This window comes from Acidobacterium sp. S8 (assembly GCF_009765985.1).
Classification (GTDB): domain Bacteria; phylum Acidobacteriota; class Terriglobia; order Terriglobales; family Acidobacteriaceae; genus Alloacidobacterium.
This window is the reverse complement of sequence record NZ_LMUM01000027.1, coordinates 307,643-330,228: the sequence shown is the minus strand read 5'-3', so window position 1 is coordinate 330,228 and position 22,586 is coordinate 307,643. Positions and strand designations below refer to the sequence as shown.

26 protein-coding genes are annotated in these 22,586 nt (G+C 55.1%); 17 read left to right on the top strand and 9 right to left on the bottom strand.

Going from position 1 to position 22,586, the window contains the following annotated elements; genetic code table 11:
• Window positions 1-109: 109 nt before the first annotated feature.
• Window positions 110-1,417, bottom strand: coding sequence for a M23 family metallopeptidase (locus GSQ86_RS11655; protein WP_254062316.1), 1,308 nt, complete (start codon window positions 1,415-1,417; stop codon window positions 110-112).
• A gap of 244 nt (window positions 1,418-1,661) precedes the next feature.
• Here GSQ86_RS11655 and GSQ86_RS11650 point away from each other — a divergent pair, with 244 nt between their 5' ends.
• From GSQ86_RS11650 to GSQ86_RS11620, 7 genes are all read left to right on the top strand, one after another.
• Window positions 1,662-2,375: a hypothetical protein gene (locus tag GSQ86_RS11650; protein WP_158750101.1), complete on the top strand. Its 714-nt coding sequence runs from the start codon at window positions 1,662-1,664 to the stop codon at window positions 2,373-2,375.
• A 141-nt stretch (window positions 2,376-2,516) separates the two neighbouring features.
• On the top strand, window positions 2,517-2,894 hold the full coding sequence (locus GSQ86_RS11645; RefSeq protein WP_158750100.1) for a helix-turn-helix transcriptional regulator: 378 nt from the start codon (window positions 2,517-2,519) through the stop codon (window positions 2,892-2,894).
• Window positions 2,891-3,358 (top strand): SRPBCC domain-containing protein, encoded by a 468-nt coding sequence (locus tag GSQ86_RS11640; RefSeq protein WP_158750099.1) that lies wholly within the window; start codon window positions 2,891-2,893, stop codon window positions 3,356-3,358. The genes GSQ86_RS11645 and GSQ86_RS11640 overlap by 4 nt, the downstream gene beginning before the upstream one ends.
• A gap of 23 nt (window positions 3,359-3,381) precedes the next feature.
• Window positions 3,382-4,062, top strand: coding sequence for a hypothetical protein (locus GSQ86_RS11635; protein ID WP_158750098.1), 681 nt, complete (start codon window positions 3,382-3,384; stop codon window positions 4,060-4,062).
• A 110-nt stretch (window positions 4,063-4,172) separates the two neighbouring features.
• On the top strand, window positions 4,173-4,901 hold the full coding sequence (locus GSQ86_RS11630; protein ID WP_216841123.1) for a thioredoxin family protein: 729 nt from the start codon (window positions 4,173-4,175) through the stop codon (window positions 4,899-4,901).
• 93 nt (window positions 4,902-4,994) lie between these two features.
• On the top strand, window positions 4,995-5,792 hold the full coding sequence (locus GSQ86_RS11625; RefSeq protein WP_216841122.1) for a thioredoxin family protein: 798 nt from the start codon (window positions 4,995-4,997) through the stop codon (window positions 5,790-5,792).
• The gene (locus tag GSQ86_RS11620; protein WP_158750096.1) at window positions 5,789-6,157 is read left to right on the top strand and encodes a hypothetical protein; all 369 of its coding nucleotides are present in this window, start codon (window positions 5,789-5,791) and stop codon (window positions 6,155-6,157) included. The genes GSQ86_RS11625 and GSQ86_RS11620 overlap by 4 nt, the downstream gene beginning before the upstream one ends.
• 116 nt (window positions 6,158-6,273) lie before the next feature.
• Here GSQ86_RS11620 and GSQ86_RS11615 read toward each other — a convergent pair whose 3' ends face one another.
• The 5 genes from GSQ86_RS11615 to GSQ86_RS11595 all read right to left on the bottom strand — a co-directional run bounded on the left by GSQ86_RS11615 (window position 6,274) and on the right by GSQ86_RS11595 (window position 11,641).
• The gene (locus GSQ86_RS11615) at window positions 6,274-6,720 is read right to left on the bottom strand and encodes a hypothetical protein (RefSeq protein WP_158750095.1); all 447 of its coding nucleotides are present in this window, start codon (window positions 6,718-6,720) and stop codon (window positions 6,274-6,276) included.
• A 5-nt stretch (window positions 6,721-6,725) separates the two neighbouring features.
• On the bottom strand, window positions 6,726-7,865 hold the full coding sequence (gene hpnH / locus GSQ86_RS11610; protein ID WP_158750094.1) for an adenosyl-hopene transferase HpnH: 1,140 nt from the start codon (window positions 7,863-7,865) through the stop codon (window positions 6,726-6,728).
• Window positions 7,866-8,003: 138 nt separating this feature from the next.
• Complete coding sequence (shc, locus tag GSQ86_RS11605; protein ID WP_158750093.1) at window positions 8,004-10,028, bottom strand: squalene--hopene cyclase; 2,025 nt, start codon at window positions 10,026-10,028, stop codon at window positions 8,004-8,006.
• Between the two features lie 63 nt (window positions 10,029-10,091).
• Window positions 10,092-11,117: a 4-hydroxy-3-methylbut-2-enyl diphosphate reductase gene (locus tag GSQ86_RS11600; RefSeq protein WP_158750092.1), complete on the bottom strand. Its 1,026-nt coding sequence runs from the start codon at window positions 11,115-11,117 to the stop codon at window positions 10,092-10,094.
• Between the two features lie 167 nt (window positions 11,118-11,284).
• On the bottom strand, window positions 11,285-11,641 hold the full coding sequence (locus tag GSQ86_RS11595; RefSeq protein WP_158750091.1) for a helix-turn-helix transcriptional regulator: 357 nt from the start codon (window positions 11,639-11,641) through the stop codon (window positions 11,285-11,287).
• Between the two features lie 39 nt (window positions 11,642-11,680).
• Here GSQ86_RS11595 and GSQ86_RS11590 point away from each other — a divergent pair, with 39 nt between their 5' ends.
• On the top strand, window positions 11,681-12,148 hold the full coding sequence (locus tag GSQ86_RS11590) for an SRPBCC family protein (protein WP_158750090.1): 468 nt from the start codon (window positions 11,681-11,683) through the stop codon (window positions 12,146-12,148).
• Between the two features lie 22 nt (window positions 12,149-12,170).
• Here the strand turns inward: GSQ86_RS11590 and recN are convergent, their stop codons facing one another.
• Together recN and GSQ86_RS11580 are read right to left on the bottom strand one after the other, a co-directional pair.
• Entirely contained in the window at window positions 12,171-13,859 is a 1,689-nt protein-coding gene (gene recN / locus GSQ86_RS11585; RefSeq protein WP_158750089.1) for a DNA repair protein RecN, read from the bottom strand.
• 165 nt (window positions 13,860-14,024) lie between these two features.
• Window positions 14,025-14,234 (bottom strand): hypothetical protein, encoded by a 210-nt coding sequence (locus tag GSQ86_RS11580; protein ID WP_158750088.1) that lies wholly within the window; start codon window positions 14,232-14,234, stop codon window positions 14,025-14,027.
• A gap of 292 nt (window positions 14,235-14,526) precedes the next feature.
• Between GSQ86_RS11580 and GSQ86_RS11575 the strand changes: the two genes are divergently transcribed.
• The 9 genes from GSQ86_RS11575 (at window position 14,527) to GSQ86_RS11535 (ending at window position 21,301) form a co-directional block, all read left to right on the top strand.
• The gene (locus GSQ86_RS11575; protein ID WP_158750087.1) at window positions 14,527-15,309 is read left to right on the top strand and encodes a MotA/TolQ/ExbB proton channel family protein; all 783 of its coding nucleotides are present in this window, start codon (window positions 14,527-14,529) and stop codon (window positions 15,307-15,309) included.
• Complete coding sequence (locus GSQ86_RS11570; RefSeq protein WP_158750086.1) at window positions 15,293-15,718, top strand: biopolymer transporter ExbD; 426 nt, start codon at window positions 15,293-15,295, stop codon at window positions 15,716-15,718. Before GSQ86_RS11575 ends, GSQ86_RS11570 begins: the two co-directional genes overlap by 17 nt.
• Window positions 15,719-15,734: 16 nt before the next feature.
• Window positions 15,735-16,583, top strand: a complete 849-nt coding sequence (locus tag GSQ86_RS11565) for an energy transducer TonB (RefSeq protein ID WP_158750085.1) — start codon at window positions 15,735-15,737, stop codon at window positions 16,581-16,583.
• Window positions 16,584-16,659: 76 nt separating this feature from the next.
• Window positions 16,660-17,991, top strand: coding sequence for a Tol-Pal system beta propeller repeat protein TolB (gene tolB, locus GSQ86_RS11560; protein WP_254062315.1), 1,332 nt, complete (start codon window positions 16,660-16,662; stop codon window positions 17,989-17,991).
• A gap of 109 nt (window positions 17,992-18,100) precedes the next feature.
• On the top strand, window positions 18,101-18,841 hold the full coding sequence (gene pal, locus GSQ86_RS11555; protein ID WP_158750083.1) for a peptidoglycan-associated lipoprotein Pal: 741 nt from the start codon (window positions 18,101-18,103) through the stop codon (window positions 18,839-18,841).
• 96 nt (window positions 18,842-18,937) lie between these two features.
• Window positions 18,938-19,861, top strand: coding sequence for a tetratricopeptide repeat protein (locus GSQ86_RS11550; RefSeq protein ID WP_158750082.1), 924 nt, complete (start codon window positions 18,938-18,940; stop codon window positions 19,859-19,861).
• Window positions 19,862-19,913: 52 nt separating this feature from the next.
• Window positions 19,914-20,126, top strand: coding sequence for a hypothetical protein (locus GSQ86_RS11545; RefSeq protein ID WP_158750081.1), 213 nt, complete (start codon window positions 19,914-19,916; stop codon window positions 20,124-20,126).
• 110 nt (window positions 20,127-20,236) lie between these two features.
• Window positions 20,237-20,716, top strand: coding sequence for a nuclear transport factor 2 family protein (locus GSQ86_RS11540; RefSeq protein WP_256366833.1), 480 nt, complete (start codon window positions 20,237-20,239; stop codon window positions 20,714-20,716).
• 18 nt (window positions 20,717-20,734) lie between these two features.
• Window positions 20,735-21,301 (top strand): nuclear transport factor 2 family protein, encoded by a 567-nt coding sequence (locus GSQ86_RS11535; protein WP_158750079.1) that lies wholly within the window; start codon window positions 20,735-20,737, stop codon window positions 21,299-21,301.
• Here the strand turns inward: GSQ86_RS11535 and GSQ86_RS11530 are convergent.
• On the bottom strand, window positions 21,214-22,560 hold the full coding sequence (locus GSQ86_RS11530) for a nucleotide sugar dehydrogenase (RefSeq protein WP_158750078.1): 1,347 nt from the start codon (window positions 22,558-22,560) through the stop codon (window positions 21,214-21,216). The genes GSQ86_RS11535 and GSQ86_RS11530 overlap by 88 nt on opposite strands.
• Window positions 22,561-22,586 lie beyond the last annotated feature (26 nt).

Sequence of the window (22,586 nt, the reverse complement as noted above, 5' to 3'; positions counted from 1 at the left end):
TTCCCTCCAGCCAACTGAATAGATGCCGATCCACGGACCAAGGTCGATCGCAGGAATATCCTTCCATCCGCTGCGATCGACTAATCACCATATGAAGAATCGCAATTACTTAGTCATGGAAGCCAGGCAAATCGATGCGCTTTGCGATGTGATCCTTAATCCAATGACTGTCCCACCATTCCTTGGGATCGATCTGCACGCCATCGAGCAGCATGCCGAAGTGGATGTGATCACCTCCGGCCATTCCTGTCTGTCCGCTAGTGCCCATTACCTGCCCTCGTTTCACCATGTCGCCTTCATGCACATCGATATGGCTCAGGTGACCGTAAAGCGTTTGCAGTCCATAGCCATGGTCGACCACAATGCAGTTACCATAGATGCCAAGCGGCGCCGCGTATACTACCCGGCCATCGTTCGATGCCTCTACACCCACATGCTGAGTAACTGCCAGGTCGTATCCAAGATGCACTTGCTGATCGATCTTCTTCCCCTGATAGATGTAATTTCGCAGGTCGGCGAAAGTCGCCTCTGATTGAGCATGGGCCTGGCGCGCGAAAGGCTGCGACCACAAAAACTTATCGGCGGTTTTGAGCCGCAGATCTGCGAGCACCTTATTGTTCGCGCGACGCATTTCGTTGTTGATCTTTACGAAGCGCGCCACAGGATCGCCGGAGCCGTTCGGATCAAGCTCATTCACCACTTTATGGACAAAGGCATCGGTGATCTGCAGGTCGTGAACGGTGTACTTCGGCTGCTCCTTTTTAGGGAACTGGAATACGATCGGGCTGGTTACATCGTTTCCCGCACCATTTGAAGCGTAGACCACGGGAACCGTATCCGGCGGCATATTCCACGCGAAAGCGAAGAGCGAAAAATAGCCGGGCTTGCCACCAGGCATGGGCCATGCGCGGAAGGTCTGATCGCCGACACGCATGCCTGCTTCCGTCCATGCACCGGAGATGTTGAACGTAGCCAGATCAGCCATGCCAAGATACAGGTAGTGCTGCTCGGAATCGACGCTGACGCTGGGCGGCTGCGTTACTACGGTGAGCTCATGCTCCCATCGTCCGGTCTTCCGGAGCAGATCGTTCGATGTAGCTTCAAGAATCAGTTTAGCCTTGCCATCTTTCAGCTGCGGTGTGGTCTTTACTCCGGCAGTGAAGTTCCAGGTGCTGTCCGTGGCCTGTGAAGGCTGATCGGCTTTCCAGACGGAATAACGCACACCATTCTGCTCGACAGATGCAGCGAGACTCCGAATTCCGCGTGGATCACGCACGCGCACGGTGATGGGAGTGGCCTGACCGAGAGAGACCATAGGCGTCGGCACGTCGACTACTGGCGTAGCTGAACGCGCAAAGATAAGGACAATCGGCAGCAAAATTACGAGGACAAGGACAATAAGAAGGATTTTTCGCACAAGTCATTTTAGCGTCTGATGAGCAAATTCTGTGGTCGGCATTCAGCGTATCGCCGTCCATGTACCAACCACGTAATCGTGCCGCTCAGCGACCATGGACAACGCAGCTTGCTCCGGGTTGGCAGAGCAAGTACGATGGCTGGCAAACAAGATCTATCGACTGATGTCGTGTCAAACGTCTAAGACAGCACTCGATCAGAAGACACTCTTTTCCTCGACCTCGGTCCGGAGACCGCTTTCACCCATGGCCTATTCGATCAAAGTGGAATATGCGGCGCATCGCAGGATACGCGAACGCAATACGCGGATTTACCGGCTGGCACACTGGCCGATATGGATCTGGGTCTTCTTCCTTGCTCCCGGATGGCTGATGTTTGATTTATTTGCTGCTGGCGGAAGCGTGAGGAACGTCCTATGGCTGGGTGTGGTGTTAGTCGGTACCGGGATTGCTGCGTACCGCGGCAAGCTGCCAGGCGCTGAGCCTGCACCTTACATACTGCGTTTCGATGAGGACCGGTCAAACCCGCTCTATCGCCGGGTTTGCTACACATTTGCCTGGAATGCCGCACTCAGCTTTGCGCTGCTGAATCTGGCGGGACTGGTGGATGCGGCTGTGAATCGGCGCTGGCACATGATGCAGATTTACCGGTACGGGTATTTCCCTCTTTGCGGGTTGATTCTGCTGCTTGGATTGTTGGCTATGCTTCCGCGTGTCCGGCGTTCCACAAAGGGCGAAGGCACGGAGCGGCGTTATTTCTACGGAACGGTCTGGGCAGTGACGCTGGCGCAGGCGGTACTGCTAGTTCTCTGGAAGGCGCTGCCTAAAACACACACCACCGATGTCACGAAGCTGGTGGTTTATATCCTTATGCTTGGCGGGGTTGGAATGGCCGCCGTCTTTGGGCTGTTGCCTCGCACAAGACCGATTTTGCCCGGCGAGTTGATGGTCGCTGACTAGCCGGAAAAAGCGTTGCGTCTCGCAGCATTTTTCCACCGGATTAGTATCGGTTTCCCTATCTAATCTATGCACTTTTACGCTCCAAAAAAATCTCTTCAATCAACTTGACATATTCCTATATAGGAATATACAGTTCTCTTCATGGCAAGAGCAGCAACTACCGCCGATGTTTTTAACGCGATTGCTGAACCGCGCCGGCGGGAGATTATCGGCATGCTGTCAGACGGCGGAGAGCATGCTGTGGGCGACGTTGTGCTGCGACTCAAGCTGCCGCAGCCTGCCGTTTCGAAGCATCTTGGCGTGTTGCGCAAGGTGGGCGTGGTGACAGTGAGCAAGCGCGGACAGATGCGCCTTTACCGTCTTAACGCAAAGGAGTTGAAGCCTGTGCATGACTGGGTGAAGGTATATGAGCGCTACTGGACCCATCAGCTCGACAGGATCAAGATACGCGCCGAGCAGAAGATGGCGGAGCGGATTGCCCGCGAAAATCAGATCGGAAGAGACAAGGAGGAGAAATGAGCACGAAAGTATCAGAGCAAGCGGTGGAAATACTTGAGGTTGTTCGCGAGATCGAGATTGCCGCTTCTATCGATATCGTCTGGGAGACGGTGTTAGAAAACATGGGTCCTCTGAATGAGTCGCCAACCAAAGAGCGTCACAACCTGACTCTGGAAGCGTGGCCAGGTGGGCGATGGTATCGCGATTTCGGCAGCAACACTGGACATTGCTGGGGTATCGTCCAGTCAATCAAACCGCCTGAGCTGTTGGAGATGCATGGACCCATGTTCATGTCAGCGCCTGCGGTCAACCACGTGATCTTCCGGCTGAACGAAGAGAGCGGCCTTACGCGCATCGAGTTTTCGCACCGTGCGATTGGATTGATTCCACACCATCTGATGGACGGCCTTGAGGTGAATAAGGGCTGGGACAACTTCTTCAGCAATGTAACGGCTGGTATTGAGCGGCGAATGGAGAGGATATGAGGCACAACGCCACGAGAAATATAATGCGCGCCGTTCTGCCGGTCACCCTGATGACCTGTTTCTGGATTGCAGGCGCACTGGCACAGGCTCCGAAGTATCCTCCGCTACCTGAGTACATGATGTCGCCAGAAGCCGAAATAGCACTGGCGAGAAGCGCAGCTCCAGATAATATTTCAGCGCACGCGACGATTAAATTACTTACGGCGTCTGGTTATAAAGTTGCCAAAGAAGGAGACAACGGTTTTGTGTGCATGGTGATGCGCGGCTGGGGGGCGCCGACGTTTACGCCGTCAGCAAATCGCAATCTTGTGTATGATCCGCAGACGCGCGCGCCCATCTGCTTCAACCCGGTGGCGGTCCGCACGGTCATGCCATACCAGGAAATGAGGGCACGCCTTGCCATGGAAGGCAAAGGACCTGACGAAATCGCAGATGCGATTGAGGCAGCCTATTCCCGCGGCGAATTGCCACGAATGGAGACCGTCGGCTTTGCCTACATGCTCTCTGCAGACCAGAAGCTGGGACCTGCAGGGGCATGGCGTCCACACATGATGGTCTACACGCCGTATTACACAAACGCCATGCTTGGCGGCAATGAGGGAAACAGCGGCTTGCCAGTCATTTCCGACGATGCGGGAACGCCATTCGCCATCACGGTGATTCCTGTGGATCGCACGCTGGCGGTAAAGGCGCAGCTAAAGTAACAGCAATCGTCTTCGAAAAGGATGAGAGACGGGCCATACAACAGCGAAAGCTAATGTAGGCACCGCTTGGTCTTAAACTGTGGATTTTTATCTATCTTATGGAGAATGTCATGAGTGTAGTTACGGAAAATCACGAAATCGTCTCAGAGCAGGATTGGGTCGAAGCACGCAAGGCCCTGCTGGCCGAAGAAAAAGCACTTTTACGACAACATGATGCGTTAAGCAAGAAACGGCTTGCATTGCCTTGGGTAAAGGTTGAAAAGTACTACCTCTTCGCAACACCTGAAGGTCAAAAGACGATAGCTGAGCTTTTTGATGGGCGGAGTCAGTTGATTGTGTATCACTTCATGTTCGGGCCGGAGTGGGACGCAGGATGCCCGCGGTGCTCGATGGCAGCCGATCACTTTGATCGCGCGGTGGTACATCTGGCGCAGCGCGATGTGACGCTGATGGCGATTTCACGCGCGCCGCTTGAGAAGATCACCGAGTTCAAAAAACGCATGGGATGGAGCTTTCAATGGGCTTCGTCGTACGGCAGCGATTTCAACTTTGATTATCGCGTTTCCTTTACGCCGGAGGAGATGCGGAGCGGCCAATTTGATTACAACTACAATACGAAAGGCTTCCCTGCCGATGAGGCGACCGGCACCAGCGTCTTTTACAAAGACGAAGCGGGAAATGTCTTTCACACTTACTCTTCTTATGCGCGCGGTGGCGAAGGGATGTTGCTGCCCTATCACTTCCTTGATCTAGTACCGAAGGGCCGCGATGAAGAACACCTGCGCCCCGACCCGATGGCGTGGGTTCGGCATCACGACCGCTACAAAACCAGTAGATAGAGATGAAAACCTGTGAGATCGCCTCTCCGTGATGCTTTAGCACTGCGGAGAGGATCACAAATCTGAATAAGTTCCTAAAAGGAGAATCTGCGAATGACCACGATGAGCGTAAGCCACAAAATAGTGTCAGAAACGGAATGGCTGGCAGCCCGCAGAGCACTGCTGGCTCGGGAAAAAGAGTTAACCCGCGAACTCGATGCACTGCGGCGCGAACGGCGCGAGTTGCCGTGGGTGCGTGTTGAAAAGAGCTACGAATTCGAAGGGCCAGATGGCAAGCTGACTTTGGCGGATTTGTTTGATGGGCGCAGTCAGCTCATTGTTCAACACTTCATGCTCGGCCCGGGATGGAAAGAAGGCTGCGTCGGGTGCTCGTTCAAGTCGGACCATATCGATGGGACGCTTGCACACCTGGAACACCATGACGTGAGCTTCGTTTCTGTATCGCGGGCTCCGATTCCCGAGATCGAGGCATTCAGAAAGCGCATGGGCTGGAATTTCAAGTGGGTATCGTCGTTCGGCAGCGATTTCAACTATGACTTTCATGTGTCATATACGCCAGAGCAAATCGCAAGCGGACAAGTCTCTTACAACTACAATTTCATTTCCGCATTCAGCGAAGAGCTTTCCGGCGACAGCGTCTTTTATCGCGATTCAAGTGGCGACATCTTCCATACCTACTCGACGCATGGGCGTGGAGATGAGATGTTCGTGGGAGCCTACATGTATCTCGACATTACGCCGAAGGGCCGCAATGAAAATGGGCCTCGCTACAACCTGACGGACTGGGTGCGGCACCATGATCGTTATGAAGCCGGCGGCTCAGTAAATGAGCAGGGGCGTTATGTAGCGGCACCGAAGAAGATGGCCTGCGGCTGCGAGGGGGACGAATGAACGCGCATGCCTGCTGCGGTCACAAGGCCGCAGCAGCGCGGCGCGGTCTCTGGCGATCCGCCTCGGGTGGTGTCATTTCCGGCGTGCTGCTGGTGTTGATTCCGAAATGCCCGATGTGCATTGCCGCCTATGTTGCGTTGATTGGCGGAGTCGGAGTTTCGGTTTCAACTGCTGCTTATTTAAGAGAAGCGATGATAGTTTTGTGTGTCGGAGCGATGGTGTTGCTTGCAGGATGGTATATGCAGCGCGCCCTTCTTGCTAAACACCGGACAGCGCGAAAGGATGGGGCACCCGGTGAAATCCTGACTTTTGAAACCCACATCTCTTCGAGATGTGGGTCATCCACTTCATTCTTCATTCCATGAAAACAAAACGTCATTCTGAGCCGCAGGCGAAGAATCTTAAACCAACTTGGCTTGAGATTCTTCCTCCCGTTAGTCATCAGGATGACGGCAAGTAGAATGCTTAGTGATTTAGAAAATTAGTCCAAAGCTTCCGGCTGGATGGCGATGTTCTTTTCGCCTGCCGCTTTTTTCTCCCAATATTTTTTGACCCACGCTTCAAAGCTCTTTCCGGCAGCGGTGTCGCGGCCAGTAAAAGCCAGAGCTGCAATGTCAGAGTATGGGATGGTCAGCTTGGTGCGCTCGGTCGATGGAATGATGCGTACCGCTGAGTCGGCCAGCGACGTACCAGTGCGACGATCGAAGAGATAACCCGTGACCTGTGAACCGTCCTTGCGGGTAACCGTAATGTCACCGCGATAATCGAAGGCTTTCTCCAGCGCTTCGCGTACTTCTGCATCCGAAGCTAGATTCGGTATCCAGCCCTCAAGATTTTCCTTTTCGCGTCCTGCTATATGCTCCAGCTCATCTGCATTCTGGTGCCGCAGCTGTTCGATTCTCGATTGTTCCTGCTGCTCTGTCGCCATATTTCTTAATCTCCTGAAACGGTCTGCAGGCTCTTGTCAGATGTGGTGGAGGGAGACTGTATCTGAACCAGCGGACTCGTATGCTCCGGCTTCCACTCGTTCAGCAGCTTCTGCGCTCCCGCATCCGGGTAAAGCGACGGGAACATGTACTTCTTCGCCGTTACAAGAAAGCCTTTGAGCGAGCTGAAGTTGTAGTCAACAGCGCTAGCCTCATGGCCGGAATGCACCATGCAGTTGGCGCACTGCGGATTGCCGCTCTTCGCACCGTAGTTTTCCCAGTTGGTCGCTTCCATCAGATCTTCGAAGGTATCAGCATAGCCGTCCTGCAACAGATAGCAGGGCTTCTGCCAGCCGAAGATGGAGAACGTGGGCATGCCCCAGGGCGTGCACTCGAAGTTCTGCTTGCCCATCAGAAACTCTGAGAACAGGGGATGGGTGTTGAACTGCCAGCTCTTTTTACGGTTGGAAAGAATGGCGCGGAAGAGCTTGCGCGATCTTGCCTTGCCAAGAAAATGGTTCTGATCGGGAGCCTTGTCGTAGGTATAGCCCGGCGACACCATCATGCTCTCTACGCCTGCTTCCATGAGCTCGTCAAAGTGAGCGCGCACAGAGTTCGGATCGGCACCATCGAAGAGGGTCGTATTGGTCGTGACGCGGAAGCCTGCAGCCACGGCGGCATGAACGCCTTCCATCGCGATGTCATATCCGCCTTCGCGGCAGACAGAGAAGTCATGGTGCTCGCGCTGGCCATCAACGTGGACCGAGAACGAGAGATACTTGCTCGGCTTAAAGAGGTGCAGCTTTTCCTTAAGGAGCAGCGCATTCGTGCACATATAAACGTACTTCTTGCGCTCGACAAGTCCGGCTACGATCTCCGGCATCTTGGGATGCAGCAGCGGCTCTCCACCGGGGATGGAAACCATCGGCGCGCCGCACTCTTCGACTGCACGGAAGCATTCCTCCGGGGTCAGGTCCTGCTTGAGGATGTGGGCGGGATACTGAATCTTGCCGCAGCCGGCACAGGCCAGATTGCAGCGGAAGAGCGGCTCCAGCATCAGCACAAGCGGATACCGCTTGCGGCCCTTGATCTTTTGCTTGAGGACGTAGCTGGCTACGGTCCATGCCTGGGAAACTGGTACAGCCATTTTCCTCCTTGAGGGGCTTGGCAAAGCCCGGGCCTGAAGGCCCTGATCTTGATATATATTTCACCGGGCTAAAGTCCGGTCCTTCTACCTAAATGCCTAAAAACAGATCCTTCGCTGCGCACAGAACAACAACGAATACTAATTGCTCCGTTCCATGGCCTTCTTGTAGTTCGTCAACGCCAGCAGCGGGAAGTAGTTCCGGTATTGGTGGTAAGCGAGGTAAAAGACTCGCGGGAAACCAGTGCCGGTATAGATGGCCTGACGCTCCATCCCCTCGCCGGTGCTTTCGTCCCAGTTACCGTCTTCCATCTGGTGCTCAAGCAGCCAGCGAACTCCCTTAGCTACGCTGTCGCTGCGATTGTCGCCTGCGGAGAGCAACCCGAGGATGGCCCATGCAGTCTGCGAGGGCGTACTTATTCCGACACCGCGAGTGTTGGGATCGTCGTAGCTGCCGCAGCTCTCGCCCCAGCCGCCATCAGAGTTCTGCACCATGCGGATCCATTCGGCGGCCTGCTGAATCTGCGGCTCGTGGTTCCAGACGCCGATGGCCTCGAGGCCGCGCAGGACGAGGAATGTTCCGTAGATGTAGTTGACGCCCCAGCGTCCGAACCAGCTGCCGTCCGGCTCCTGCTCGTCATAGATAAACTTGATGGCCTTTTCAACGCGCTTGTCCTTGCGCGTGTAGCCATAGATCGCCAACATTTCCAGAATGCGCCCGGTGATGTCGACCGTCGGCGGGTCAAGCATCGCGTTGTGATCGGCAAACGGAATGTACTGGAAGATCATCTTCGTGTTGTCTTTATCGAAGCTGGCCCAGCCGCCGTTGCGGCATTGCATGGCGAAAATCCAGTCGATGGCGCGCAGGCAGACGTCATGCTGATAACGTTCGCGAGGGTTATCAACCTTATTCAGCGCAAGCAGAACCTGTGCCGTATCATCGACATCCGGGTAAAACTCATTGTTAAACTCGAAGTACCAGCCACCCGGCTCGGCGTTGCGCACCTTCATGGCCCAGTCGCCCTTGTGGCGTACTTCTTTTGAAAGCATCCAGTCGGCAGCCTTGAGCATGCGCGGATCGTTGCGGTCCACACCCGCTTCGCCAAGAGCGAAGACAGCCTGCGCGGTGTCCCATACAGGAGACATGCAAGGCTGCATGCGAAACGTCGGATCGGCATAGTCGGCAGAGCCGTTCGGCTCATCGATGCCCAGCTTCTCAAACTCGTCCATTGCGCGGATGACCTGCGGATCATCAAGCGAATAGCCGAGGCACCGCAGCGCAACAATAGCGTTGAGCATGGCTGGATAGATAGCGCCGAGACCGTCGGACATCTCGAAGCGCTCCAGCATCCATTTTTCGGCTTTCTTTAGAGCGATCTTGCGCAAGGGACGGATATGAACGCGCTCAGCCCAGTGGGCAATGCGGTCCCACATGAGGAAGAAGTTCCGCCAGCTGATCCAGTTCTTATGATCCCAACGGAGATGCAGATTGGCATTCTCGCGCCCGCCAACGAAAAGCTCGTCGATTCCCTGTTCCGTTGGAATTTTCTTGAAAGGCTTCTTCGCATATGCGATCGAAAGCGGAACAAGGATGGCGCGCGACCACGAAGAAATCTCATAGATATTGAAATAGAACCACTTTGGGAAAAGTACGATCTCCGGCGGAACCGCCGGAACAGCGTCGTACTCGTATTGCCCGAGAGCGCAGAGGTAAATCTTGGTGAAGGTGTTGCACTCTACTACGCCACCATGCGCCAGAATCCACTCGCGTGCTTTGGCAAGGATCGGCTCATCAGGGGTCATGCCCATGAGCTTGCCGGCGAAGTAGCACTTTACCGAAAGACTGATGTTGCCGGGTCCGCCGGGATAAATGCTCCAGCTCCCATCTTCCTTTTGGTAGCGCAACATCTCGGTGAGCGCGCGCTGCAACTTGCCTTCATCTCCAGTGCCGAGGAAACGGTGCACGAAGATGTAATCGGCTTCGAGCATGCCGTCGGCTTCGAGCTCGCCACACCAGAACCCTTCCCGATCCTGGATTGAGAAAATGTAATCACGGGAACGCTTAATAGCGGCTTCAACGGATGCCAATGCGGCGTCAATTCTGCCGAATCTGGGGGTATCACTCTTTGAAACGTCGCGTTTTGCAGTTCCGGAAATTGGATTCATGCTGTCGCTAAAGCTCTACTATTCGTTCCTGGCAAGCAGGAATTCTTATGTTTGCGCTACTACTTAAACGGACGCAGGCGTCTGCGCTGGTGCCGATGCAATGGCCTGCACAATCTCAGGCGGAAGCCCAAACCGCACATTCTCGGGCATTACTTCTACTTCTTCGACGCTGCCAAAACCTTTTTGACGCAAATAATTTACGACGTCTTCGACCAGCACTTCTGGAGCAGAAGCGCCTGCAGTAATGGCGACAGTTGACACGCTTTCAAGCCATGCCGGATCAATAGCCTCGGAGTTATCAATGAGATAGCCATTCGTTCCAAGGTTGCGCGACACTTCGACGAGACGATTCGAGTTCGAGCTGTTGTTTGAACCGACGACCAGCACGAGGTCGGCATTATGAGCAACATTCTTGACCGCCGTCTGACGGTTTTCTGTCGCGTAGCAGATGTCCTGCGAATGTGGGCCTACGATGTTCGGAAATTTTTCTTTCAGCGCGTGAATAATATCGCGCGCCTCGTCCAGCGAAAGCGTCGTCTGCGTGAGATAGGCAACGCGATTCGGATCAGGTACCTCAAGCGTGCTTACCTCTTGCGCGCTCGAAACGATCTGAGTCACGTCCGGCGCTTCGCCAAAGGTGCCTTCAATCTCATCGTGATCGCGATGACCCACAAGCACAAGAGAATAGCCCTGCTTGGCAAACTTCACCGCTTCTACGTGAACCTTCGTGACCAGCGGGCAGGTGGCATCAATGACCTTAAGCTTCAGGTCTTTGCTGCGCTCGCGAACAGCCGGCGAAACGCCGTGAGCGCTGTAGATGACGCGCATGCCTTGGGGGACTTGGTCGATCTCATCGACAAAGATCGCACCCTTTTCCGCCAACTCGTTGACTACAAACCGATTGTGGACGATTTCCTTACGCACATAGATCGGCGCGCCGAAGGTCTCGAGTGCAATCCTTACGATATCAATCGCGCGAACAACGCCTGCGCAGAAGCCTCGGGGCTTGAGCAGTAGAACGCGCTTGTCGGAAGACGCCGAGCCATTACCAGGCTCTACGGAAAGGGTGTCAAATGTGGTCGCTGTCACATTTACCAGTATACCGTGGGACGGGCGGCGGGGGATAGGGCAGTCCGGAGCCGGACGGGGTACCGAGAAGGGTTACAGTACATGCCGTAATCTTCAAAATCGCAGGTGTAACCCATGCTCGAAAAATACGATGACATGGCACAACCTTCATCCAGACTCTCGATGAATCAACCTTCCCCTTCCAGATCATGCTTCATATGGGTAAGAATATCGATGGCATGCGTAGCATAGCCGCTGATCCAGCGATCATAGATTTCTTTGATCGGAAGCGGATTGAGATAGTTCCAGCGGATACGACCTTCACGCCGCACAATGATCAACTCAGCTCTTTCGAGAACTCCAAGGTGCTGCATCACCGTGCAGCGATCGAGTTTCTTGAAGTGCCCGCAAATGTCTCCCGTGGTCAGCGGCCGATTCTTCAGCAGATCAAGCATTTCACGCCGACGGTAGTCGGCCAGGGCCTTGAAGACCGCTTCCTGTTGGGTGGCAGTTTTCCCGATTGACATGTTATAAAAATACAACATATATTTTTCCCTGCATCGCGGAAACGCGAAGGAGGAACCATGGAACTAAAGTTTCAGCTTCACGTGAAAATTCAGAAGCCGATCGACCAGGTCTTTGACGCCGTCTACAACCCGAAGAAGATCACGCAGTATTTTGCAACCGGGTCGGCAAGCGCCCCGCTCGACGAAGGCACGAAGGTGATCTGGCGTTTTGCCGATTATCCGGGCGACGTGCCAGTTTCGGTGAAGAAGATGGTTCCGAATGAGCTGATTCTGCTCGAATGGGAAGCAGGCGACGGCGGATATAACACGCATGTAGAAATGCGCTTTGAAGCCCTGAGCAAGAATGAAACGTTGATCACAATCTCAGAGGGCAACTGGAGCGAGAACCAGAAAGGGCTGAATGCTTCCTACGGAAATTGCTACGGATGGATGCACATGAGCTGCTGCCTCAAGGCTTACCTGGAACACGGCATCAATCTTCGTGAAGGATTCTTCCATAATCCGAAGCTGGCGAACCACGGGTAATTGATTCGACGTCTTACCATGCTTATCGGCTGGACTTGATCATCTGCTCCGCATGCTTGAGCGACGTATCGGTAACAGTTGCGCCACTAAGCATGCGGGCAATCTCTTCAGTGCGGTCGGCAGATTCGAGCAGGCGGACCGAGGTCTTGGTACGTCCGCTATGCTCTCTCTTCTCGATGAGAAAATGCTGATCGGCGAAGGCTGCAATCTGTGGCAGATGCGTGACGCACAAAACCTGCTGCGCGCGCGAAAGTGTCTTTAGCTTCTGTCCGACGGCTTCAGCGGCGCGGCCTCCGATGCCGATGTCGATTTCATCGAAGACGAGCGTGCGCGGCACCTGCGTCTTCTTCTTGTTCTGCGCCTTGCCTGCACCCTCTTCCACACTGACTTTGAGTGCGAGTAGCACGCGCGACATTTCGCCTCCCGATGCAATCTCATCCAGCGGCTTGAGCGGCTCGCCTGCATTGGTGGCGATTCGGTATTCGATGGCATCCCAGCCGTGCGAGGTCCAGTGTGACGGTTCTTCGTTCGGTTTCACGGCTACGGCGAAACGCACCTTCATGGCGAGATCATTGATCTGGGCCTCAGCGAGTTTTTCGAGCCTTTTCCCTGCTGCTGTCCGCTCTGCGCTGAGTGACTGCGCCGCTTTGCGATAGGCATCAGCAGCATATTTCAAATCATCTCGCAGCATCTTCAGTATCTCGTCACGATTCTCAATTTCATTCAGCTTTGCGGCTACCTCTGCGCCATAGGCAATGACTTCAGCGAGCGTCTGGCCATATTTGCGCTTCAATCTTCCGAGGGCCGCAAGTCGATCTTCGATCTCCGCAAGCCGTTCGGGCGATGCCTGGATATTCTCGGCATAGTCGCGCACGGTAGCGCTTACGTCTTCCACCACGGCACGGGCGGAAGCCAGCTGTTGGGCAGGCTCCTGAAATTTTGGATCGTAGTGAGCTAATTCTTCGATGTGTTTTTCGGCAGCACGCAAAGAAGTCTCGGCAGAGCTTGCTCCTTCATAAAGCAACTCATGCGCGCTCATGGCCGCGGCGTAAAGCTTCTCCGCATTCGACAGGACACGGCGCTCCGTCTCTAAAGCTTCGTCCTCGCCTTCTGACGGACTTACGGTGTCGATCTCCTTACGTTGAAAGCTCCAAAGATCGACCATGCGCAGGCGGTCCTGTTCATCTCGTTCAAGCTCGTCGAGCTTTTCCTGCACTGCTCGCCATTGCTCGTGCGCGGCAGCCACATTTTCTGACGAGATGCTACCGAAACGGTCAAGGAGGCTGCGTTGCTGTAGCTGATCGAAGGCCCCCAACGTCTCGCTCTGTGCGTGAACCAGGGCCAGTTCAGGTGCGAGCTGGCGCAAAGCTGCCACCGTCGCAGGCTGATTATTGATAAAGACGCGCCCCTTGCCGTTAGAAAGAATTTCGCGGCGCAGGATAATCTCGTGGCCCTCGCTGTCGATACCGTTCGCTTCGAGCACGGATTCAGCGGGGGGCGTTCCTTCAAAGACGCAGGACACTACAGCGCGATCTGCGCCATGTCGCACCATATCAGAGGAAGCTTTATCGCCCATCAACAGAGCAAGCGCATCCACGAGGATGGACTTGCCTGCTCCCGTTTCGCCTGTAAGCAGATTAAGGCCCGGACCGAAGACGGCGATAGCGTGATCAATGACAGCGTAGTTTTCCGCGCGCAATTCAAGCAGCATGCTGCGCGCAGAATATCAGGACTGCGCGTTCAGCGAAACGCGCCCGTCAGCAAAGCGTTACCAGTGGGATTGGCGTTGCGGAGATGGGACTACTGCATCATGGGAAACTCCCACCCTTCGCTTGCGCTCAGGATGGGGCACCCGGAGTTGTTGTTTGGAATCGAATTATGCCTGTGCGGTCGGTGTGAAGCCGTCGCATCCGCTCATGGCGCTCACTTTGAGGTGAAGCGGAGCATGCTTCGGATGACCGCAGTCATCGAGGAATGTTTCCGGAGCTTGCTTGCTGGTGTGTATCTGCGTCAGCGTAGGGGTTGCTGGATGGGGCTCACCGAAGTGAACACAAAGTCCGCATTGACCTTGATTGATTGCGATCATACAGTGCTCCTTTGCCGCTTATGAATTCACGTTGAGAAATTTCCAACGCCCTATAACTACGCAGCATAATACGTCTGACGTTCAAATTTTGCATCCGGTTTTCTCGCGTATCTTGTTTTTTTTCTGAGAGTTAAACAAGACCACATCGGTCGGAATTCTATCGCTCTACGACCTGGAATGACAGCAAGTCAGTTCGCAATAACCATACGTCAATCCAACGTAACCAGCTCAATTCCCTTCTCCAGACAACTTGGTCGCCCGGTTCTGCGTCTGCTAACGTTAATACCAGGCGATGACACACCTTTTTTTTGCACTAGCTTTTATTTTCTTTCAGGCAGATCCCGATGCAGCTGGGGCGCCTGCGCCTCCGAGCGGTAGCGCGATTTGGGAGATGCTGCAGAACAGCGGCCCGGTGGCTTTTGCCGTGCTCGGCCTGTTGTTGATTGCCAGCCTTTATTCGTGGGCAATCATTCTCGGCAAGTGGGGCGCATTCAAGCGCGCCCGGACGCAGAGCGCGCGCTTTCTCCGTGCCTTCCGCAAAGCTACGCGGCTGCAGGAAATTGCCGCGGTCAGCGAGCAGTTCAAGCCCAGTCCGCTCGTGAATGTCTTTGACGAGGTGTACGAGACATACAAACGCCAGACCGGCGGATACGGTCCGCCGAAGAACATTACGGCGCTGGAGCGCGCGGCGCAGACAGCTTCGAGCGAATCGTTGACTGTGCTCGAAGAGCGACTGACTTGGCTGGCAACCATTGGCGCGATCTCGCCGTTCATCGGTTTGTTCGGAACTATCATGGGCATTGTGAATGCCTTCCATGGATTAGGCACGGCGGGCGCGGCAACGCTGCGGGCGGTGGCTCCGGGGGTTTCGGAGGCGCTGATTACAACGGCGGCTGGACTTATCGTCGCTGTACCCGCGGTGGTGGCTTACAACCAGTTCACGGCGCGCTGCCGTGAGTTTGGCGCGCGCATGGATGATTTTTCCCGCGAACTGCTGAATAGCATGGAAGAGTTTACCGTCGCAGCCAACGAAGACCCACTGGAAAGGCAGGCCGCGCGTGGCCTTCACAAGTAGAAGCGGGCACACGCAGACGGCGCTGGCCGAGATCAACATCACTCCGCTGGTGGACGTGGTGCTGGTGCTGCTGGTGATCTTCATGCTCACGGCACCCGTCCTGCAGTCAGGGATTGACGTGGCTGTACCCAAGACGAAGACGGTGAAGGAAATCACCGAGCAGCGCACGGTGCTGACAATCGACAAGGACCAGCGTGTTTTTCTTGGCGATCAACCCATCAACCTCGCCGACCTGCCTTCTCGTCTGCAGCAGCCGAACAGCGATCCTGCGCACCGGATTATTTATCTGCGCGCCGATGAGCGCGTTCCCTTCGGCGCGTTTGCTTCCGTGATGGACGCGGTGAAGCAGTCGGGGATTACGAATATCAGCATTGTGACGCAGCCGCTCAATAACGGCACAGCGAAGTAAGGGCGTTTCGATGAGGATGAGCGCAAGAATCGAGCTGGAATCCGATCGCATAGGCGCGCCTGCGGTTGGCTCGATCATGCTGCACCTGGGCGTGGTAGCAGCCATAGCGCTGTATGTCTTTTTCATCGGCCGCTTTCATGGCGGCATATGGGGCAACAATGAATCCTCCCAGGGCGCGATTCAGGCGACGTTGGTGAGTGCGGCGCCCACGATTCCGTTGCCCAGCGAAAACAAGCCCACCGAGAACGTATTAGCCACACAGACGCCAAGTCCGGCACCGGCTCCGCCTGCACCGGAGAAGGCAGTGCAAGCGCCGCCGCCGGATGCGATTCCGATTCCGGAAAAAGAAAAGCCGCAGCCCAAAGTGAAGCAGGCTCCGCAGAAAACAGAAGCGCCTGTGAAGCCGGAACCAAAGAAGCCGGTGACGCAAAGCTCTACCAAGCACGCTCAACCGATTCCGAATCAACAAAATCGTGCGAATTACGGCGAAGCAGCGCAGACCAATATTCCGCGCTCGACGGCGAGCAACCCAAACGGGAATAATCCCGTCGCAGTCAATGGCGGGGACTTTGGTTCTCGCTTTCCCTGGTATGTGGAATTGATACGAAGAAAAACCGCGCAGAATTGGCTTGTGCAGGAGGTTTCGCCAGGCACGCCTGCAGGGTCGAAGGTGTACCTCTCGTTTGTGGTTTCGCGTGATGGCTCGCCGAGTCAGGTACGCATCGCTCAATCGAGCGGGTCACCGAGTCTGGACACTTCGTGTCTAAGAGCAGTGCAAAGAGTTGATTCCTATGGTCCGCTTCCTGCGGGATACAACGGAAGTTCGCTCTCAGTGTCGTACTATTGTGAGGAGCCGGGACATTGATGTTTTTGTCTGCGGAATCCAGTTTTCGCAAATCAGTCTGCGGGACGGAAGAATGAATATTAGTAAGAAGCTAGATTTGTTGACCTCGCGTTGTTTCCTCTTTTTGGCGGCACTTTTTATCTTCGCCGGTTCTTATCAGATAGAAGCACAAGACTGGGTCCGCACCGGTACCAATCTTGGCGCTACGAAGATTCGCTTAGCCGCCGCCGATTTCAAGCCGACATCCAATGATCCTCAGACAGGATCGCTGAAGAGCGCATTTGATACGACGCTGTTCAACGACTTGTCGAACGCTGGCATCTTTGACATGGTTTCAAAGAGCATGGCTCCGCCGATCATGCCTGGCTCGCCGCAGGAGATCCAGCTCGCACAGTGGTCTGGTGCTCCCTCAAATGCGGACATGGTTGCGTTTGGCGCGATCAGTGTAGCGGATGGCAAGGTAACAGCTTATGGCTACCTCTTCGACGCCAAGAACCAGCAGTCTCCACAGATTCTCGGCAAGCAGTACAGCGATAACGCGACGGTGGACAATGCGCGTATGATCGCGCACCGCTTTGCCGATGAAATCATCGCACGCCTGGGTGGCATCGCCGGCATTTGCGAAACGAAGATCTACTTCGTTTCCGCCCGTGGCGGCAATAAAGAGATCTGGGTGATGGACTATGACGGTCAAAACGAGCATGCAATTACACACCTCGGAACCATCTCGCTCTCGCCGCGTATCGCTCCGGACAATTCCCGCGTTGCATTTTCCAGCCTCGGCAAAAATGGCTGGTCCATCCACATGTATTCGCTGCTGCTGAACCGCGCTGTCGGGTTCAATTCTCCCGGCGGCACGACGATCTCTCCAGCGTGGTCGAGCGACGGCGGAAAGCTTGCCTTCTCTTCCGCGCGTGATGGTGATTCGGAGATTTATACGACGGATGCCAGTGGCGGCGGTGCACGCCGGCTGACAGCGTTTCACGGTCCCGATGTTTCACCGGTGTGGAATCCGAAGACGAACGCGCAGATTGCCTGGGTAAGCGGCCGCACCGGATTGCCGCAGATCTACATCATGGACTCCGATGGCGCCAATGTGCAGCGAATGACGGATGGCGGCTATGCCACGTCGCCGTCGTGGTCGCCAAACGGGCAGTATCTTGCTTTCGCATGGAACCGCAAGTATGGGCCCGGCGCCCCCGGCGGCCAGGATATCTATATCATGGATATCGCCAGCAAGCGGTGGACCCAGCTCACGCACGATGCTGGCCGCAACGATTTTCCTTCATGGTCACCGGATTCCCGCCATATCGTCTTCCAGCGTGAAGACGGAGGCTCGCAGATCTGGACCATGTTGTCAGACGGTACTGAGCAGCACACACTAACCCACAGCGGCTCTAATTCCATGCCGAACTGGAGTTGGAAGTAAGTTGCAGTTTTTTAATTGGTAGTGAGGGAACGACTCCTCGTCTACCCTGTCTTGGTGGAACTAACGCTCGTTCGAGAGCATTTACAATCAGCTCCCAAAGGAGGAGACCGTGCAACACCTTCATCGTAAGTACATTGTTTCCGTAGTCAGCTTGGCAGCTCTGGTAACAATTGCCGGATGCCACAAGAAAAAGCCCGCGCCGCCACCGCCGCCGCCACCCACCGTTTCCGCACCTGCGCCGACGGCTGAGATCAACGTGAATCCCACGGCGATCAATCCCGGCGACAGCGCCGTGCTGACCTGGAAAACAAACGGGGCTACCGATATTTCAATCGAAGGCGTCGGACAGGTTGCCAGCGCCGGCACGATGAATGTGAAACCGACTCAGTCGACCAACTATCATCTGATTGCACGTGGAGATGGCGGATCGACGGATGCAACCGCACGGTTGACCGTGAACACAGCCGCTCCGCCAAGCAATATGAACGAGAGCGACATGGATGATCAGCTCTTCCATCAGAATGTTCAGGATGTCTTCTACGATTACGACAGCTACGAGATTCGCCCCGATGCATCGCCCATCATCTCGAAGGACGCTGCGTTCCTGAACCAGCACACCGGCATCAAGGTTGTGATTGGCGGATACTGCGACGAGCGCGGATCAACGGAGTACAACCTGAGCCTCGGTGAGAACCGCGCCAACGCGGCCAAGCAGGCGCTGGTGAACGCCGGCGTGAGCCCGGATCGTCTCCGCACCGTGAGTTACGGCAAGGAAAAGCAGTTCTGCACTGACCACTCAGAACAGTGCTGGCAGCAGAACCGCCGTGCTCAGTTCGGCGTGGACCGCTAAATCCTTCTACAATAAACGGCAGCATTGCTAAGCGATGCTGCCGTTTGCATTTGCACTGCACTCAAGATGTTTTTGCCAAGAGCTGGGGATTTTTCTATGCGAAAGACTCTGATTCACCTTACCGCCGTTGCCACACTTGCGCTTCTCTGCCCGGTGCCCAGGGCACATGCCGTCTCCAAAGAAATGGTTCAGTTGCAGACGCAGGTGCAGAATCTGCAGGATATGCTGCAGCGTCTGCAGCAATCGAATGACGAGCGCATGGGCGTGTTGCAGCACCTTGTCGAGCAGACTGCCGACAACGTCAACCGCATGTCGCAGACGATGAACACGCTGCAGGAGCAGATCAAGTCTCAGGGCGAAGGCGGCAACAAGATCGATCAAATGTCCGGCCAGATGCAGAGCATGAACGATTCCGTCGACGAGCTGAAGTCGCGCATCTCAAATCTGGACAAGACACTGCAGAGCATCCAGGCTCAATTGCAGAACGTGAGCAGCCAGCCTGCAGGCGGTGGCGTTCCACAGAACAATGTTCCAGCCGGCCAGCCGATGCCAAACTCCGGCCCCGAGGCGAACGCCCCTCCGGCGCAGCCTCCGGCCCCGCCTGTCGATCAGCTCTACCAGGGCGGACTGCGTGACCTCAACAGCGCTAAGTACGACGTGGCCGCAGGCGAGTTCAGCGACGTGTTGAAATACTACCCGCAGGACAATCTCGCTGGAAACGCGCAGTTCTATCTTGGCGAAATTGCCTATCGTCAGGGCGACTACAAGACGGCGATCCAGAATTACGACGCTGTCCTGGAACAGTTTGCCGGAAATCCGAAAGCCCCGGCTGCGCAGCTCCACAAGGCAGAAGCGGAGCTGGCGATGAATCAGCGCGACGCGGGTGTCCGCGACCTGCGCAATCTCATCCAGCGCTATCCGCAGACTCCTGAAGCAGCCCAGGCACGCAGCCGCCTGAATGGTATGGGCGTGCGTATTATCGCGCCGAAACCCTCGGCCTACAGCACGAAGCCGCAGTAGAACATTGGCCGGCTGGCAACATAAGACGGCTCAGCATCATCGAAGAGGACTTATGCCTACACATCACGATAGCGATACTCATAAAGGTGCGGTGGAGAGCGAGTCCCCTGCAGACGCTTCCAAGCAGCGCGATCAAAACACCAGCCTCTCCGGACAGCTCCCGCACCGCAATGCCGATCCGTTTATCAAGGATCATGACACTGACAACGACACAGATTACCCTGAACAGAGCGGCACCCCCGAACACAGCGGGCAACGCGAGTAACCGCATCGCACCAGCGTCTCAGCGCGGATAAGCCAGAAGTAGCCGATTCATGGCTCAATTGAGATAACCGACAGCGTATCTTCCAGATAAATCTTATCGGGAGATACGCTGTGCACTTGCGGGCTTTAAAATCACTCACCTTACTTGTTGGAATTACTCTTCCTCTCAGCTCTCACTCCTTATTCGCAGAGGGCTGCTCGTATCCGGACTTAGCCGATCAGCACCACGACGCAGAAACCGTTCAGAAACTTGAATCGGCCTTTATGAATGCATTTCTCAAGGGCGATACGGACTTCGACAAGTGCCTGCTGCTGCCTAACTACGCCGAGATATCCCGCAGCGGCAAATGGCTTGACCTTTCTCGCGAGCTGGAAATCACCGAAAAGAATCGCGGCAAAAATTTGTCGGTTCCGGAAATGCCGAAAGTAGACGTCATCCTGCAGGATGATGTGGCGATCGCGCACGGAGTGTTCACTGCTCCCGGCGCAGATGGCAAATCCCACAGCACTCGTTTCTCTGACACCTACGTGTGGAAAGATGGCAATTGGCACGTCCTCTACACGCAGCAGACACCCGCAGACAACAACTAGGCCATCAGGAGATTCGACATGCGTATTCGCTTTTTCGTGCTGTGCGCGGGACTGGCTTTCTCCACACATCCGTCGCTCTTTGCCGACGATAGTTGCAACTCCCCTTCGCTGTTGAATCAAGACCATGACGAAGCCACTATCCAGCGGCTGGAAGATGCGTGGTCGGCAGCGTACAGCACCGGCGATGTGGAGTTCGAACGCTGCCTGCTTCTACCCAGCTATAGCGAAGTAAAGCGTAACGGGAAGGTTGGCAATCTGACCGATGAGCTGAATGGAGCTGCGAAGAACAAGGGAAAGACCTACACGCCGTCCGGCGCAAAAAGCGAAGTGTCCATGTACGGAGATGTGGCTGTCGCGCACGGCCGTTTCAGCTATCCCGGCCCTGACGGCAAACAGATGACGACCCGATCATCGGACGTGTATGTCTGGAAAGACGCTGGCTGGCGCGTCATCTACTCACACAGACACCCGCTGACAACGATTGACCGTGCGCTGCCTCAGCAGCGCACTATCTTTTCTGAACGAATCCCTTTGGTCGCATTTCTTGAATCGACAACGAGCTTCGAATCGGCCACGATGCGCTGATAATCGTAGTCAGAATGATCGGTCACAATCAGCACGCAATCATATTGCGCCAGATTGTCGAGCGACACTCCATGCATCTCCAGATCGTAATGGCGACCCCGTCCTACATAAGGAAAATATGGATCGTTGTAGGCGACGACAGCCCCCCGATCCTTCAGCAACTCGATGATCGTAAGTGAAGGAGATTCACGCAGATCATCGACGTCCTTCTTGTAAGCAAGGCCAAGAACCAATATCTTCGCGCCCTTCATCGCCTTTGATTGTTCGTTCAGTGCCTCAACCGTCTTATCGACGACGTAGTATGGCATTGCGACATTCACTTCACCGGCAAGCTCAATGAACTTCGTACGGAAGTCATACTGCTTCGCCTTCCACGAAAGATAGAACGGGTCAATTGGGATGCAGTGACCACCCAATCCCGGACCGGGATAAAATGCCTGGAAGCCGAAGGGCTTGGTCTTCGCCGCATCGATCACTTCAAAAATATCGATATCCATGCGATGGCAGAGCTGTTTCAGCTCATTTACCAACGCTATGTTCACGCAGCGATAGATGTTTTCGAGCAGCTTGGTCATTTCCGCTGCTGCCGGTGTCGATACAGGCACGGTGCGATTGAAAATACTTCCATAGACCGAAGAAGCCATTTCAAGAGCGCGTGAACCCACACCCCCGACAACCTTCGGTATATCGCGACGCGCGACAGTGTCATTTCCCGGATCTTCTCGTTCCGGGGAGAACGCTACGTAAAATCCCTTGGAAGCGGCGTCTCTGCTTACGCGAAGCTGACGGCTGTTTCCTTCTTCGAGAATGGGGATTAGAACTTCTTCCGTAGTGCCGGGATACGTCGTGCTTTCAAGAATAACGATCTGGCCTTCACGCAAATGCGGTGCAATGGCGCTCGCCGTATCGCGGATATAACTCAGGTCTGGCTCATGGTGCTCATTGAGCGGCGTTGGCACGCAGATGATGACGGCATCCACACTCGCGATCTCAGAGTAGTCAGAAGTGGCGCGGAAGCCGTGCTTCTGAGCTGCCTGAATCTCCGTTCCCGGAATACGCACGATGTAGGAGCCGCCGGAGTTGAGAGATGAGACCTTCTTCGCATCGATATCAAAGCCCGTCACGGCGAAGCGCTCTTCGCTGAAGAGAAGTGCCAGCGGAAGGCCCACATACCCCATTCCGATGATGCCGATACGGGCGGAGCGGTTCTCAACTTTTTGTGTGAACTGGGACGCCTCGCTTGTTACCACATCTGCCATACTTCTATTCCTTTCAGGCATAAAGC

Bases quoted from the DNA above. Each gene is read 5' to 3' on its own strand.
- GSQ86_RS11650 (WP_158750101.1), top strand. From the start codon at position 1,662: ATGGCCTATTCGATCAAAGTGGAATATGCGGCGCATCGCAGGATACGC.
- GSQ86_RS11645 (WP_158750100.1), top strand. From the start codon at position 2,517: ATGGCAAGAGCAGCAACTACCGCCGATGTTTTTAACGCGATTGCTGAA.
- GSQ86_RS11640 (WP_158750099.1), top strand. From the start codon at position 2,891: ATGAGCACGAAAGTATCAGAGCAAGCGGTGGAAATACTTGAGGTTGTT.
- GSQ86_RS11635 (WP_158750098.1), top strand. From the start codon at position 3,382: ATGCGCGCCGTTCTGCCGGTCACCCTGATGACCTGTTTCTGGATTGCA.
- GSQ86_RS11630 (WP_216841123.1), top strand. From the start codon at position 4,173: ATGAGTGTAGTTACGGAAAATCACGAAATCGTCTCAGAGCAGGATTGG.
- GSQ86_RS11625 (WP_216841122.1), top strand. From the start codon at position 4,995: ATGACCACGATGAGCGTAAGCCACAAAATAGTGTCAGAAACGGAATGG.
- GSQ86_RS11620 (WP_158750096.1), top strand. From the start codon at position 5,789: ATGAACGCGCATGCCTGCTGCGGTCACAAGGCCGCAGCAGCGCGGCGC.
- GSQ86_RS11615 (WP_158750095.1), bottom strand. From the start codon at position 6,720: ATGGCGACAGAGCAGCAGGAACAATCGAGAATCGAACAGCTGCGGCAC.
- hpnH (WP_158750094.1), bottom strand. From the start codon at position 7,865: ATGGCTGTACCAGTTTCCCAGGCATGGACCGTAGCCAGCTACGTCCTC.
- shc (WP_158750093.1), bottom strand. From the start codon at position 10,028: ATGAATCCAATTTCCGGAACTGCAAAACGCGACGTTTCAAAGAGTGAT.
- GSQ86_RS11595 (WP_158750091.1), bottom strand. From the start codon at position 11,641: ATGTTGTATTTTTATAACATGTCAATCGGGAAAACTGCCACCCAACAG.
- GSQ86_RS11590 (WP_158750090.1), top strand. From the start codon at position 11,681: ATGGAACTAAAGTTTCAGCTTCACGTGAAAATTCAGAAGCCGATCGAC.
- recN (WP_158750089.1), bottom strand. From the start codon at position 13,859: ATGCTGCTTGAATTGCGCGCGGAAAACTACGCTGTCATTGATCACGCT.
- GSQ86_RS11580 (WP_158750088.1), bottom strand. From the start codon at position 14,234: ATGATCGCAATCAATCAAGGTCAATGCGGACTTTGTGTTCACTTCGGT.
- GSQ86_RS11575 (WP_158750087.1), top strand. From the start codon at position 14,527: ATGACACACCTTTTTTTTGCACTAGCTTTTATTTTCTTTCAGGCAGAT.
- GSQ86_RS11565 (WP_158750085.1), top strand. From the start codon at position 15,735: ATGAGCGCAAGAATCGAGCTGGAATCCGATCGCATAGGCGCGCCTGCG.
- GSQ86_RS11550 (WP_158750082.1), top strand. From the start codon at position 18,938: ATGCGAAAGACTCTGATTCACCTTACCGCCGTTGCCACACTTGCGCTT.
- GSQ86_RS11545 (WP_158750081.1), top strand. From the start codon at position 19,914: ATGCCTACACATCACGATAGCGATACTCATAAAGGTGCGGTGGAGAGC.
- GSQ86_RS11535 (WP_158750079.1), top strand. From the start codon at position 20,735: ATGCGTATTCGCTTTTTCGTGCTGTGCGCGGGACTGGCTTTCTCCACA.
- GSQ86_RS11530 (WP_158750078.1), bottom strand. From the start codon at position 22,560: ATGGCAGATGTGGTAACAAGCGAGGCGTCCCAGTTCACACAAAAAGTT.